The sequence below is a fragment of the Actinomadura flavalba DSM 45200 genome (genome assembly GCF_000374305.1).
Lineage (GTDB): Bacteria > Actinomycetota > Actinomycetes > Streptosporangiales > Streptosporangiaceae > Spirillospora > Spirillospora flavalba.
On the sequence record NZ_KB894094.1, the window covers coordinates 332,783 to 345,489 of the forward strand.

Genomic DNA, 12,707 nt, shown 5'->3' on the forward strand with positions numbered 1-12,707 from the left:
TCCGCGTCACCTCGTTGTGACACTTTTCTCCACATCGTGCGGCACCGCGTCACGGGATGCAAGGGGGCGCGGCGCGGAGCCGACGCGGGCGCGCTGGGTGAACGCCACGCACAGCAGCACCGCCAGCGCCGCCGCGAGCGTGAGGGCGTCGATGTGCTCGCCGAGCAGCAGCGCCGCCCACACCAGCGTGAGCAGCGGCTGGACGAGCTGGATCTGGCCGCCGCGCGCGATCCCGGCGCGGGCGAGCCCGGCGTACCAGGCGAAGAAGCCGAGGAACGACGAGCCGAACGCCAGGTAGGCGAAGCCGCCGATCGAGCGGGCGGTCCAGACGGCGTCGCCTGAGGCCAGCAGCCACAGCGTGAGGGGCAGCGTGACCGGGACCGACAGCACGGCGCTCCAGCAGGTGACCCGCCAGCCGCCCATGGTGCGGGCGAGGCGTCCGCCCTCGGTGTAGCCGACGGCGGCGGCGAGCAGGGCGGCGAGCAGCAGCAGGTCGGCGGCGGTCGGCGCGCCCGCGCCGCGGATCACGGCGAACCCGGTGACGCAGACGGCGCCCGCGCCGCTCGCGAGCCAGAACGTCCGGGAGGGCCGCTCCCCCGCCCGCAGCACCCCGCAGACGGCGGTCGCGGCGGGCAGGACGCCGATGACGATGGCCGCGTGCGCGGACGACGAGCCGTGATCGAGGGCGAGCGCGGTGAGCAGGGGGAAGCCGAACACGACGCCGACCGCGACGACGGCGAGCCCGGCCCACTCGGCACGGCGGGGCAGCGGACCGGCGGCGGCGAGCAGCAGGAGCGCGGCGGGCAGCGCGGCGACGGCGTTGCGCCCGGTGCCGATCAGGGCGGGGCCGAGTCCTTCGAGCGCGAAAGCGGTGGCGGGGAACGTGAGCGAGAAGACGAGCACGCCGGTGAACGCGAGCCCGAGCGCTATCGGGGAGATGCCAGTAGCGCTATCGTTATCCTTCATGAACAACGATAGCAGTGTGGCCACGCTGGCCGACAGCCTGCGGACCGAACTCCGCGACCTGCGCCCCGGCGCGCGGCTGCCGTCGAGCCGCACGCTCGTGGACCGCTACCGGGTCAGCCCGGTCACGGTCACGCGCGCTATCGGACTGCTCGCCGCCGAGGGGCTGGTCGTGACGCGCCCCGGCGCCGGGGTCTACGCCGCCGACCGGCCCGGCCCGTCCGCCGGGCCGCCCGACCTCGGCTGGCAGGCCGTCGCGCTCGGCGACCGCGCCGTGGACGCCGGGGCCATCGGGTGGCTGCTCAAGGCGCCGCCGGACGGCGTCGTCCCGCTCAGCGGCGGCTACCTGCACGCCGACCTGCAACCCGCGCGGGCGCTCGCGGCGGCGATGGGACGGGCGGCGCGGCGTCCCCGCGCGTGGGACATGCCGCCGCCGTCCGGGCTGGCGCAGTTGCGCGCCTGGTTCGCCCGCATCGCCGGGCCGGACGTGACGCCCGGGGACGTGACCGTCACCGCGGGCGGCCAGCAGTCGCTGAGCACCGTGCTGCGGGCGGTGCTCGCCCCGGGCGCGCCGCTGCTGGTGGAGTCGCCCACCTATCCGGGGGCGCTCGCCGTGGCGCGCATGATCGGGCTCCAGCCCGTCCCGGTCCCGATCGACGGCGAGGGGCTGCGGCCCGGCCTGCTCGCCGAGGCGTTCGCGCTGACCGGCGCCCGCGCCGTCTACTGCCAGCCCGCGTTCCAGAACCCGACCGGCGCGGCCATGGGCGCCGAGCGGCGCGCCCGAGTGCTCGACGTCGCGCGCGCGGCGGGCGCGTTCGTCATCGAGGACGACTACGCCCGCCACCTGGCGATCGACGCCGCGCCGCCGCCGCTCGTCGCGCAGGACGCCGACGGGCGCGTCGTCCACATCGCCTCGCCGACCAAGGTGGTCGCGCCGAGCCTGCGGGTGTCGGCGGTGATCGCGCGGGGGCCGGTGGCCGAGCGGATCAGGGCGGCGCAGCTCGTCACCGACTTCTTCCCGGCCCGGCCGTTGCAGGAGACGCTGCTGGACCTGGTCTCCTCCCCGGGCTGGGCGCGGCACGTCGGCGCCGTGCGGACGGCGCTGCGCGCCCGCCGGGACACGCTGCTGGCGGCGCTCGCGGGCGAGCTGCCGCAGCTCGCGCCCAGCCGCCCGGACGGCGGCGTGCACCTGTGGACGCCGCTGCCCGGCGGCGCCGACGACACGGCCGCCGCCGAGGCCGCGCTGCGGGCGGGCGTCCTGGTCAGCGCGGGCCGCCCGTTCTTCCCCGCCGAGCCGCCGGGCCCGCACCTGCGGCTGAGCTACTGCTCGGCCGCGTCGGACGGCGAGCTGGTGGAAGGGGTGCGGCGGCTCGCGCGGGTGCTGGACGAGCCCTAGTGGTCGGTGCAGAAGCAGAACTCGTTGCCCTCCGGGTCGTGCCAGACGCGGAACGGCCACCGGGAGTCGCCCTGCGGCGCACCGGCCGGGACGGCGCCGAGGGCGCGGGCGCGCTCCCCGGCCGCCTCGATGTCGGCGACGACCAGGTCGAGGTGCAGGCGGTTCTTGGCCCGCTTGGGCTCGGGGACGAGCTGGAACGACAGCAGCGGGCCGCCCGTCCCGAGCGGTTCCAGGTCGATCCAGTCCCCTTCGTCGCAGGTCGTCTTGGCGCCGAGCAGCTCCGCCCAGAAGCGGCTGACGACGCCGATGTCGTTGCAGTCCACGACGATGTTGGTCACCTTCACGTCCATCACGGGCTCCTCTCCCAGACACCGGTCACACCGTTATACCGGTGTCGGTTGGTACAGTGCGCCCGAGCGGGCGGAGGTGAGGGCCGATGACCGGGACGCACCGCGCGGCCGTGCTGCTGCGCGACTTCGTCAACACGCGCGACGTCGAGGTCGGTTCCGACGAGCTGGGCGGACCCCGGCGGCTCGCCGACTGGCTGGCCGGGCGCGGCCTCGTCCCGGCGGGCACGCCCGCCCGCGACGCCGACCTGCGGCTCGCGCTCGACCTCCGCGAGGGGCTGCGCGCCGCGATGCTCGCCCACCACGGCACCGGCGGCGCGCCCGCCGCGCTCGACGGCGTCCTGGCCGAGCTGCCCGTGCGGGTCGCGCTCGGCGGCCCGGCGCCGACGCTCACCGCCGCCGGAACCGGCGCCCGCGCCGGGCTGGCCCGCGTCGCCGCCGCCGTCGTGGAGTCCGCCGCCGACGGCACCTGGCCGCGCCTCAAGGTGTGCCCGGAGGCCACCTGCGCCTGGGCGTTCCTGGACACGTCCAAGAACCGCTCCCGCACCTGGTGCTCCATGCGCGTATGCGGCAACCGCACCAAGACCCGCGCCTACCGCGCCCGCCGCCGCGCCTAGCGCTCCCTCGCGAAGCCCGAGCGGTGCGCCCAGACGGCCGCCTGGGTGCGGTCGCGGACGCCCAGTTTGGCGAGGATGCTCTTGATGTGGCTCTTGACCGTCTCGGGCGACAGGTGGTGGGCGGCGGCGATCTCGGCGTTGGACAGCCCGGCGGCGAGCCCGTGCAGGACGGCCGACTCGCGCGGCGTCAGCGGCGCGGGCAGCCCCGGCGGGCGCGGCCGGGCCGCCAGCGAGCGGAGCAGCCGCCGGGTGATCTCGGGCGCCAGCAGCGCGTGGCCCGCCGCGACGGTGCGGACGGCCGCGACCAGCTCGTCCGGCGTGGCGCGCTTGAGCAGGAACCCGTCCGCGCCGGAGGCGATGGCGTCGTCCACGACGTCGTCCAGGTCGAACGTCGTCAGGACGAGGACGCGCGGACGCGGCGGAGCCCACGCGGTGATCTCGCGCGTGGCGTGCAGGCCGTCGTGCCCCGGCATGCGGACGTCCATCAGCACCACGTCGGGCCGCAGCGACCGGGCGGCGGCGACCGTCCGGTGCCCGTTGTCGGCCTCGCCGACGACGGCGCAGCCCGGCTCGGCGGCCAGCAGCGCGCGCAGCGTCGCGCGGACGAGCGCGTCGTCGTCGGCGAGCAGGACGCGGATCACGGCCGCGCCGGCAGCGTGGCGCGGACCGCGAAGCCCTCGGCGGTCGGCCCGGCGTCGAACTCGCCGCCCTGCCCGGCGGCGCGGCGGCGCATGTTGGCCAGGCCCCGGCCGGGCGGCCCGCCGGTGAGGCCGCGTCCCTCGTTGACGACCTCCAGCCGCACCCGGCCGCCGGACTGGGCCAGGCTCAGCCGGATGCGGCCGCCGTCGGTGTGCCGGAGCGCGTTGGTGACGGCCTCCTGCACGATGCGGTTGAGCGCGGCGGCGCCGTCCGGCGCCAGGTCGACCGCGCCGACGTCCAGGTCCAGCTCGCGTCCGGCCGCGCGGACCCGCTCGGCCAGGGCGCGCAGGTCGACGGTCGCGGCCGGGTCGTCCAGGGCGTGCACGAGCCGGTCCAGCTCGGTGAGGGCGCTGCGGCCCAGCGCCTCGACGTGCCGCAGCGCGTCGCGGCCGAACGCGGGGTCGGACGCGAACACCCGCTGCCCGACCGCCGCCTGCATGACCATCACGTTGACCGCGTGCCCGACGGCGTCGTGCAGCTCGCGGGCCAGCCGGGCGCGCTCCTCCAGCAGGACGCGCGCGGCGGTCTCGGCGGTGTGGGCGCGCCTGCTGTGCAGGGCGTCGCCGCCCACGGTCGCGATGACCAGCCCCATCGCGATACCGGGCAGCGAATCCAGCGGGTCGCGGTCCAGCGCGAGGAAGCCGCCGAGGGCCGCCGCGAACACGGCGCCGCAGAGGGCGCGGCGGCGCGCGTCCCCGTAGGCGGCGAAGCAGGCGAACAACGCGATCCACAGGGGCCAGTGGACGAGCGTGCCCGGATACCCGGCCGCCGCGTTGCCGACCAGGACGGCGCACGTCGCGGCGAACGCCCGCAGCGGGCGGCGGCGGAGCCAGAGCAGGCAGGCCGCCGCCAGGAGGCACAAAACCAGTCCCGGGAGGTCCGGGCCCCGATACGGCGGCGGCACCGGGAAGGCGAGACCCACCGCCACCGACAGGGCCATGAGCCCGCCCGACAGCCAGATGCGCATGTCCGGCATCCTCCCCCGGCGCGGGCGTCCGGGGAATCACTCGCGCGAGTGAGGCGCGACCGGCGCCCGCGTTCCTAGCGTCGGGCGCCATGAAGCGAACCGCCGGACTGTGGTGGCTGGCGCTGAGCGCCGCCGCCGTCGCCGTCTACGCCCCGTTGCCCTATCTGACCGCGTCCCTGGACGCCCTCGCCGCCGACGGCACGGGCCTGGCCGGGCACTACGCCGGGCAGCCCGCCTGGGTGCGGTCGGCCCTCTACGTCCACATGATCGGCGCCGGTGTCGCGCTGCTGCTGAGCCCGCTCCAGTTCTCCGCGCGGCTGCGCGCCCGCCTGCCGCGCCTGCACTGGGTCGCGGGACGGACCGTCCTGGCCGCCGTCGTCCCCGGCGGCGTGGCCGGGCTGCTGCTCAGCCCGTTCAGCTACGCCGGTCTCGCCGGGACCGCCGGGTTCGGGCTGCTGGCCCTGCTCTGGCTCGTCGCGGCCGCGTCCGCGTTCCGGGCCGCGCGCCGCCGCGACCTCCGGGCGCACCGCCGGTGGGCGGTGCGGCTGTTCGCGCTCACCTACGCGGGCGTGACGCTGCGCCTCTGGTTGATCATCCTGCTCGTCGCTCAGCCCGGTACCGACCCCGGCGTCGCCTTCGACCGCGCGTACCTGATCGTCACCTTCCTGTCGTGGGTGCCCAACCTGCTGCTCGCCGAGTTCCTGCTGCGCTCGCGCCGGTCCGCCCGGCGGAAGGTCGTCGGCGCGACCGCCAGCGCCTAGAGTGACCGCCATGGACGCCATCGCCGACGTGGGAGTGCGCCCGGCGCGGCGCGCCGACGCCGCCGCCGTCGCCGACATCCAGGTGCGCGCGTGGCGGCGGGGCTACCGCGACCTGCTGCCCGCCGCCGTGCTCGCCGACGTGACCGTGCCCGAGGCGCGGGACGCGTGGCGGGAGCGGTGGAGCACGTCCATCACCGCGCCGCCGAGCGGCCGGCACCGCGTCCTGGTCGCCGTCGCCAGCGACCTGGTCGTCGGCTTCGCCGCGCACGCCCCCGCCGAGGACGCCGACGCCGAACCCGGCACCGCCGAACTCCTCACGATCCTCACCGACCCCCTGCACGCCCGCGCCGGGCACGGCAGCCGCCTCCTGGCCGCCACCGCCGACCTGCTGCGCGAGGACGGCACCGCCCTCCTGCTGAGCTGGGTCTTCGAGGCCGACACCGTCCTGCGCGGCTTCCTGGAATCCGCCGGGTGGGCGCCCGACGGCGCCGCCCGCACCCTCGACATGGGCGAACCCGTCCGGCAGCTCCGGCTGCACACGTCCCTTGCCTGACCCCGGCCCAGGTTTCGACGGGGTCGGTGAGGGGCAGGGAGAGGCCGCCCGTAATGTGGACACCGTGCCCGAGACCACGCTGACGTCCCCGTCCACCGCAGCGTCCGCCCCGGCGGCGCCTCCCGCCGGGGGCCGCCGTCGCTGGCTCGTCGTGGCCCTGCTCAGCCTCGGCGTCTCGCTCATCATCGTGGACGCCACCATCGTCGGCGTGCTGATGCCGCAGATGGCCGTCGCGCTCGGGCTCACCACCTCCGACGCCGAATGGGTCACCTCCGTCTACGCGCTGGTGTTCGCGGCGCTGCTCATCCCCTTCGGGCGCGCGGGCGACCTGCTCGGACGCCGCCGGATGTTCGTGCTCGGCGTCGCCGTCTTCACCGGCGCCAGCCTGCTGGCCGCCCTCGCGCAGGACGGCTCGGGGCTCATCGGCGCGCGGGCGCTCCAGGGCGTCGGCGCGTCCATGATCATGCCCGCGGCGCTGTCCACGCTGAACACGCTGTTCACCGGCCGCGACCGGCACATCGCCTTCGGCATCTGGGGCTCCATGCTCAGCGGCATGGCCGCGCTCGGCCCGCTGCTCGGCGGCGCCCTGGCCACCGGCGGCGGCTGGCGCTGGGCGTTCGGGGTCAACCTGCCGCTCGGCGCCGCGCTCATCGCCGGGGCGCTCGCCCTCATGCCCGAGACCCGCGCCGCCACCGCGCGCGGACGCGCGCTGCTGCGGCAGATCGACTGGCTCGGCGGCGCCCTGTCCGCGCTCGGGCTCGGCGCGCTCGTCTGCGGCGTCATCGAGGGCCAGACCTACGGCTGGTGGACGGCCACCGAGCCGTTCCGCTTCGCCGGAGCCGACTGGCCCGTCGGCGGGCCGTCCCCGGTGCCGATCGTGCTCACGCTCGGCGCCGTGCTGCTCGTCGCGCTCGTCCTCGTCGAACGGGCGCGGGCCGCCGCCGGACGCCCCGTCCTGCTCGACCTCACGCTGTTCCGCATCCCGAACTTCCGGCACGGCAACCTCGCGTCCGCGCTGATCAACGTCGGGGAACTCGGGCTGCTGTTCGTCCTCCCGCTGTTCCTGCTCGGCGTGCACGGCACGTCCCCGATCCAGATCAGCCTGGCGATCCTGCCGCTGGCGCTCGGCGCGTTCCTGTCCGGCGGCATGGCCGGACGGCTCGCCGCCCGGCGCGGCGCACACCGCGTCGTCCGGATCGGCATGGCGCTGGAGGTCGGCGCCGTCCTGGCCCTCGCCCTCACCCTGTCGCCCACCACGTCCGGGCTCGGGCTCGCCCCGTGGATGCTGCTCTACGGGATCGGGCTCGGGCTGACGTCCGCGCAGCTCACCAACGTGTCCCTCGCCGACGTGCCGCCCGCGCAGTCCGGGCAGGCGTCCGGCACGCAGTCCACGGCGCGGCAGGTCGGCGCCGCGCTCGGCATCGCGCTCATCGGGACGGTGTTCGCCACCAGCCTCGGCCACACGATGGCCCGCGAGCTGGAGGGCACCGGCGTCCCCGCCGAACGCGCCGCCGTCCTCGCCCATGACCTGCGGCAGAGCGCCGGAACCGCCGCCCGCGACCTGCACGACGACCCCGCGCGGGCCGTCGAGGCCGCCGCCGCCGACACCGCCCTGGCCGCCGCCGCCCGCGACGGCGCGCTCGTCACCGCCGCCATCCTCGCCGGAGGCCTGCTGCTGTCGCTGCGGCTGCGCCCGGGCGGTGCCCGGCGTCCGGAAGAATCAGCGGCATAGTTCCCCGTCCGCACCTAGCAGAACAGCGGTAACACGTGGCCACGCTCTCCCAGTGGGTCGCCGGCTCCCGGCCCCGCACCCTGCCCACCTCGCTCGTCCCGGTCGTCGTCGGCACCGGCGTCGCCGCCGGCGCCGGCGGCGCGGTCTGGTGGCGCGCCGCGCTCGCGGCGTTCGTCGCGCTGATCCTCCAGATCGGCGTCAACTACTCCAACGACTACAGCGACGGCGTGCGCGGCACCGACGAGGACCGCGTCGGGCCGCTGCGGCTGGTCGGATCGGGCGTCGCCAGGCCCAGGCAGGTGCTGGCGGCGGCGCTGGCGTGCTTCCTGCTCGCGGCCGTCGCGGGGCTGGTGCTCGCCGCCGTGACGACCTGGTGGCTGCTGCTCGTCGGCGCGTTCGCCATCCTGGCCGCGTGGTTCTACACCGGCGGCAAGAACCCGTACGGGTACCGCGCGTTCGGTGAGATCTCGGTGTTCGTGTTCTTCGGGCTCGTCGCCGTCGTCGGCACCGTCTACGTGCAACTGGAGGCGCTGCCGGCGGAGGCGTGGGCGGCGGCGATCCCGATCGGGCTGCTGGCGTGCGCGCTGCTCGTCGCCAACAACCTGCGCGACATCCCCACCGACCGCGTCTCGGGCAAGCGCACGCTCGCCGTCGTGCTCGGCGACCGCAACACCCGCATCCTGTACACGATCTGCACGGCGATGCCGTTCCTGTTCGTGCTCGCCCTCGCCGCCGCCCACCCGTGGGCGTTGCTGGCGCTGCTGGCGGCGCCGCTGTCCGTCCCGCCGACGCAGAAGATCCTCGGTGGCGCCGACGGCCCCGCCCTCATCCCCGTCCTGGGCGAGACCGGCCGCCTCCAGATCGCCTACGGCACCCTGCTCGCGATCGGCCTCGCCCTATAGATCGCCTTCCCGGCCCACGGCCGCTCGCCTGGCGGCTCGCGCCCTGACCGGGAAGGTGCGGACGCGCATCGCTTCGCGATCTGGCCGGTGCGGCTCGCCTTCGGCGTCGCCGCACCGGCCAGGTCCACGTCCGCGCGGTGGTCAGCGGGGCGACGGAGCCGGGTTCCAGTCGATCTCGGGGCGGCCCGCGTCGGCGAGGGCCTTGTTGACCTTGCTGAAGGGGGCCGTGCCGAAGAACTTCTTGGCGCTCAGCGGGCTGGGGTGGGCCGACTCGATGATCGTGTGCTGCGGGCCGGTGACCAGGCGGGCCTTCTTGCGGGCGTAGGCGCCCCACAGGACGAAGACGACGCGCTCCTCCTTGGCGTTCAGGGCGCGGATGGCGGCGTCGGTGAACTCCTCCCAGCCCTGGCCCGCGTGCGAGTTCGCCTCGCCCGCGCGGACCGTCAGCACCGCGTTGAGCAGCAGGACGCCCTGGTCGGCCCAGGGGATCAGCTCGCCCGTCGTGGCGGGCGGGACGTCCAGATCGCTCGCCAGCTCCTTGTAGATGTTGCGCAGCGACGGCGGCAGCCGCACCCCCGCGCGGACGCTGAAGCTCAGCCCGTGCGCCTGCCCGGGCCCGTGGTACGGGTCCTGGCCGAGGATCAGGACCCGGGCGTCGTCGTACGAGCAGTGCCGGAACGCGCTGAACAGGTCCTCCCGGGGCGGGTAGACCGTGTGCCCGGCGTACTCACCGGCGACGAACGCGTTCAGCGCGGCCGTGTGCGCCGGGTCGAGGAGGGGGTCGAGACGCGCACGCCAGTCAGCGGGCAGCGCCTCCATCAGATCGAGGGACATGCCGCCGACCCTAACGCCCGCCACCGACGGTTTCCGGGCACTCCCGCAAGCCCGTCGCCGCGTAGGATGACGGCATATGCCCGACTCCCCCCGGTGGCGGCGCCGCGTCGCGTCCGCCGGTGTCCTCGTGCTCGGCCTCGCGGCGGCCGGAACGGGCTGCGGCGAGCCCGAGTCCGTGACGCTGACCGTGCTCGCGTCGTCGTCGGTGACCGAGGTGCTGAGCGAGCTCGCCGTCCTGTACCGGCACGAACGGCCCCGCGTCCGGATCGTCCCCCGGTTCGGCGGCACGAACGAGATGACCGGGCGCGTCGCCGACCGCGAACCCGCCGAAGTGCTGATCACCGACGACGTCGCCGCGCTCAAGGACGCCGCCGACCAGCTCACCGGGCGGCCCCGCATCGTCGCGCACACCGGCCTCACCATCGCCGTCGCGCCCGGCAACCCGCTGCGGGTACGCGGCCCCGGCGACCTCGCCCGGTCCCGCGTCCGCGTCGTGATCGGCGCGCGCGTCATCCCGTCCGGCCGGTACGCGCGGCAGATGTTCACCCGGGCGGGCGTCAGCGTCCCCCGCGCGGCCGAGGAGGTCAGCTCCCGCGCCGTCCTGGACCGCGTCCGCGGCGGCCAGGCCGACGCCGGGATCGTCTACGTCACCGACCTGCGCTCGGCGGGCGCGGCGGCGGCCAGCGTGCCGATCGCCGCCGCCGACAACGTCACCGCGTCGTTCCCCGCCGCCGTCGTCGAGGGCCCGCACGAGAAGGAGGCCGCCGCGTTCGTGGCGTGGCTGGCCGCGCCGTCGGCCGCGCGGCTGTTCCGCAAGCACGGCTTCGCCACGCCCGTCCCGCCCCGGTGAGGCAGGTTTTCGCCGGTCGGCGCGGGGGCAGGTCTTGATCACTGCCGGTCGGGGGGCCGCACGACGTTTCGCGCTTGCGGGGGAGATTGCCAGGTGCCGTCCACGTCACCGCGAGATGAGGACCAGCGCCGCGGCGCACCGCCGGACGACCGCGGCGACCGGCCGTGGCGGGCCGAGGGCGTCCCGGAGCGGCGGCGCGGCGACCGGCCCCACGGCTTCCGGGGGCGCGGCTTCCGGCCCGGCCGCAACACGTTCTTCTGGCTGCTGCTCATCGCCGTGTTCGCGCTCAGCTACGCGTCCATGACGATGTCCGGGCGGACCGAGCGCGAGACCGTCCCGTACACGAGCTTCACCCAGCAGGTCGACGCCGGGAACGTCCGCGAGGTCTACACGCGCGGCTACGCCATCGAGGGACGGCTGAAGGAGGCCCGGCAGATCCCCGGGCAGAGCGACGAGTCTCGCACCTACACCGACTTCGAGACGCTGCGTCCCGCGTTCGCCGACGACGACGTGTACGCGCGGATGGTGCGGCACGGCGTCGTCGTCAACGCCGAACCCGCCGAGGACCGCGGGCTCGTCGCGAACCTGCTGCTGTCGCTGCTGCCGGTGCTGCTGTTCGTCGGGCTGTGGATCGCGGCGCTGGTGTGGATTCAGCGGCGGATGCGCGGCGGGGGCGGCGCGGGCGGGCTGATGGGCGGCTTCGGCCGCTCCCCCAAGCCCGTCACGCCGGACGAGAAGCGCGCCACGTTCGCCGACGTCGCCGGGATCGACGAGGTCGAGGAGGAGCTGAGCGAGGTCGTCGACTTCCTGCGCGACCCCGGCAAGTACCGCAAGATGGGCGCCCGCGTGCCGCGCGGCGTCCTGCTCACCGGGCCGCCCGGCACCGGCAAGACGCTGCTGGCGCGGGCCGTGGCGGGCGAGGCCGACGTGCCGTTCTACTCGGCGGCGGCGTCGGAGTTCATCGAGATGGTCGTCGGCGTCGGCGCGGCCCGCGTCCGGGAGCTGTTCGCCGAGGCCCGCAAGACGGCGCCGTCGATCATCTTCATCGACGAGATCGACACGATCGGCCGCACCCGGGGCAGCGGGGCGTCGATGGGCGGGCACGACGAGCGCGAGCAGACGCTGAACCAGATCCTCACCGAGATGGACGGCTTCTCCGGCTCGGAGGGCGTCGTGGTGATCGCCGCGACGAACCGGCCGGACATCCTCGACCCGGCGCTGCTGCGTCCGGGCCGGTTCGACCGGACGGTGGCGGTGTCGGCGCCCGACCTGGACGGCCGCGTCCAGATCCTCCGGGTGCACACGCGGGACGTTCCGCTCGACCCGGCGCTCGACCTGCGCGCCGTCGCGAAGATGACGCCCGGGATGACGGGCGCGGAGCTGGCGAACCTGGTGAACGAGGCGGCGCTGCTGGCGGTGAAGCGCGGCAAGACGGCGGTGGACATGGCCGACATGCACACCGCGCTGGAGAAGGTGCAGCTCGGCACGCGCCGTTCGCTCGTGATGCCGCCGAACGAGCGCCGCCGCACGTCCTACCACGAGTCGGGTCACGCGCTGCTGGGGATGCTGCTGCCGGGCGCCGACCCCGTCCGCAAGATCACCATCGTGCCGCACGGGCGCGCGATGGGCGTCACCGTCTCGACCCCCGAGGGCGACCGCTACGCCTACGACGAGCGCTACCTGAAGTCCCGCATCACCGGCGCGCTGGGCGGCATGGCCGCCGAGGACCTCGTCTTCGGCGTCGTCACGACCGGCGCCGAGAGCGACCTGGAACAGGTCACCCGCATCGCGCGCGGCATGGCGGGCCGCTGGGGCATGTCCACCCGCGTGGGCCCCCTGTCGGTCCTGCCCCCCGACGGCGCCGACCCGATGGCCCAGTACGCCTCGCAGGGCACCCTGGACGTCGTGGACGAGGAGGCCCGCCGCATCGTCGAGGAGTGCTACGCCGAAGCCCTCCACCTGCTCCGCGCCAACCGCGACAAACTCGAATCCCTCGCCACCACCCTCCTCCAGGAGGAGACCCTCGACGAGAACGCCGCCTACGAGGCGGCAGGCATCCCCCGCCTCACCAAACCCACCGACTGAC

General features: G+C 75.7%; 13 protein-coding genes. 8 read left to right on the plus strand and 5 right to left on the minus strand.

Features of this window, described 5'->3' with window-relative positions; genetic code table 11:
- Positions 1–6: 6 nt before the first annotated feature.
- Positions 7–966 carry a DMT family transporter gene (locus C229_RS0111015; protein WP_081639830.1) on the minus strand — a complete coding sequence of 320 codons (960 nt, stop codon included), beginning with the start codon at positions 964–966 and terminating at the stop codon, positions 7–9.
- Here C229_RS0111015 and C229_RS0111020 point away from each other — a divergent pair.
- Complete coding sequence (locus C229_RS0111020) at positions 965–2,359, plus strand: aminotransferase-like domain-containing protein (protein ID WP_026313668.1); 1,395 nt, start codon at positions 965–967, stop codon at positions 2,357–2,359. The genes C229_RS0111015 and C229_RS0111020 overlap by 2 nt on opposite strands.
- On the opposite strand, the gene C229_RS0111025 is transcribed toward C229_RS0111020, so the two are convergent.
- The gene (locus C229_RS0111025) at positions 2,356–2,709 is read right to left on the minus strand and encodes a VOC family protein (RefSeq protein WP_018655132.1); all 354 of its coding nucleotides are present in this window, start codon (positions 2,707–2,709) and stop codon (positions 2,356–2,358) included. The genes C229_RS0111020 and C229_RS0111025 overlap by 4 nt on opposite strands.
- A gap of 86 nt (positions 2,710–2,795) precedes the next feature.
- Between C229_RS0111025 and C229_RS0111030 the strand changes: the two genes are divergently transcribed.
- Positions 2,796–3,323 (plus strand): CGNR zinc finger domain-containing protein, encoded by a 528-nt coding sequence (locus C229_RS0111030; RefSeq protein WP_018655133.1) that lies wholly within the window; start codon positions 2,796–2,798, stop codon positions 3,321–3,323.
- On the opposite strand, the gene C229_RS34175 is transcribed toward C229_RS0111030, so the two are convergent.
- Together C229_RS34175 and C229_RS34180 are read right to left on the minus strand one after the other, a co-directional pair.
- Positions 3,320–3,964, minus strand: coding sequence for a response regulator (locus C229_RS34175; RefSeq protein ID WP_018655134.1), 645 nt, complete (start codon positions 3,962–3,964; stop codon positions 3,320–3,322). The two genes, C229_RS0111030 and C229_RS34175, sit on opposite strands and share 4 nt — an antisense overlap.
- Positions 3,961–4,989: a sensor histidine kinase gene (locus C229_RS34180; RefSeq protein ID WP_018655135.1), complete on the minus strand. Its 1,029-nt coding sequence runs from the start codon at positions 4,987–4,989 to the stop codon at positions 3,961–3,963. The genes C229_RS34175 and C229_RS34180 overlap by 4 nt, the downstream gene beginning before the upstream one ends.
- Positions 4,990–5,078: 89 nt before the next feature.
- Between C229_RS34180 and C229_RS30210 the strand changes: the two genes are divergently transcribed.
- From C229_RS30210 to C229_RS0111060, 4 genes are all read left to right on the plus strand, one after another.
- A complete protein-coding gene (locus tag C229_RS30210; RefSeq protein ID WP_018655136.1) occupies positions 5,079–5,750 on the plus strand; it encodes a DUF2306 domain-containing protein in 672 nt (223 codons plus the stop codon).
- 10 nt (positions 5,751–5,760) lie between these two features.
- Positions 5,761–6,303, plus strand: a complete 543-nt coding sequence (locus C229_RS0111050; RefSeq protein WP_018655137.1) for a GNAT family N-acetyltransferase — start codon at positions 5,761–5,763, stop codon at positions 6,301–6,303.
- A 64-nt stretch (positions 6,304–6,367) separates the two neighbouring features.
- Positions 6,368–8,035: an MFS transporter gene (locus tag C229_RS0111055; protein ID WP_240487208.1), complete on the plus strand. Its 1,668-nt coding sequence runs from the start codon at positions 6,368–6,370 to the stop codon at positions 8,033–8,035.
- A gap of 35 nt (positions 8,036–8,070) precedes the next feature.
- Complete coding sequence (locus C229_RS0111060) at positions 8,071–8,937, plus strand: 1,4-dihydroxy-2-naphthoate polyprenyltransferase (RefSeq protein WP_018655139.1); 867 nt, start codon at positions 8,071–8,073, stop codon at positions 8,935–8,937.
- 141 nt (positions 8,938–9,078) lie between these two features.
- Here C229_RS0111060 and C229_RS0111065 read toward each other — a convergent pair whose 3' ends face one another.
- Complete coding sequence (locus C229_RS0111065) at positions 9,079–9,771, minus strand: uracil-DNA glycosylase (RefSeq protein ID WP_018655140.1); 693 nt, start codon at positions 9,769–9,771, stop codon at positions 9,079–9,081.
- Between the two features lie 76 nt (positions 9,772–9,847).
- Here C229_RS0111065 and C229_RS0111070 point away from each other — a divergent pair, with 76 nt between their 5' ends.
- On the plus strand, positions 9,848–10,621 hold the full coding sequence (locus C229_RS0111070; RefSeq protein ID WP_018655141.1) for a substrate-binding domain-containing protein: 774 nt from the start codon (positions 9,848–9,850) through the stop codon (positions 10,619–10,621).
- Positions 10,622–10,714: 93 nt separating this feature from the next.
- A complete protein-coding gene (gene ftsH / locus C229_RS0111075) occupies positions 10,715–12,706 on the plus strand; it encodes an ATP-dependent zinc metalloprotease FtsH (RefSeq protein WP_018655142.1) in 1,992 nt (663 codons plus the stop codon).
- The last annotated feature ends 1 nt before the right edge of the window (position 12,707 follow it).

Excerpts from the sequence above, each read along its gene's own strand:
- C229_RS0111020 (WP_026313668.1), top strand. The coding sequence starts at position 965 with ATGAACAACGATAGCAGTGTGGCCACGCTGGCCGACAGCCTGCGGACC.
- C229_RS0111015 (WP_081639830.1), bottom strand. The coding sequence starts at position 966 with ATGAAGGATAACGATAGCGCTACTGGCATCTCCCCGATAGCGCTCGGG.
- C229_RS0111025 (WP_018655132.1), bottom strand. The coding sequence starts at position 2,709 with ATGGACGTGAAGGTGACCAACATCGTCGTGGACTGCAACGACATCGGC.
- C229_RS0111030 (WP_018655133.1), top strand. The coding sequence starts at position 2,796 with ATGACCGGGACGCACCGCGCGGCCGTGCTGCTGCGCGACTTCGTCAAC.
- C229_RS34180 (WP_018655135.1), bottom strand. The coding sequence starts at position 4,989 with ATGCGCATCTGGCTGTCGGGCGGGCTCATGGCCCTGTCGGTGGCGGTG.
- C229_RS30210 (WP_018655136.1), top strand. The coding sequence starts at position 5,079 with ATGAAGCGAACCGCCGGACTGTGGTGGCTGGCGCTGAGCGCCGCCGCC.
- C229_RS0111050 (WP_018655137.1), top strand. The coding sequence starts at position 5,761 with ATGGACGCCATCGCCGACGTGGGAGTGCGCCCGGCGCGGCGCGCCGAC.
- C229_RS0111065 (WP_018655140.1), bottom strand. The coding sequence starts at position 9,771 with ATGTCCCTCGATCTGATGGAGGCGCTGCCCGCTGACTGGCGTGCGCGT.
- C229_RS0111070 (WP_018655141.1), top strand. The coding sequence starts at position 9,848 with ATGCCCGACTCCCCCCGGTGGCGGCGCCGCGTCGCGTCCGCCGGTGTC.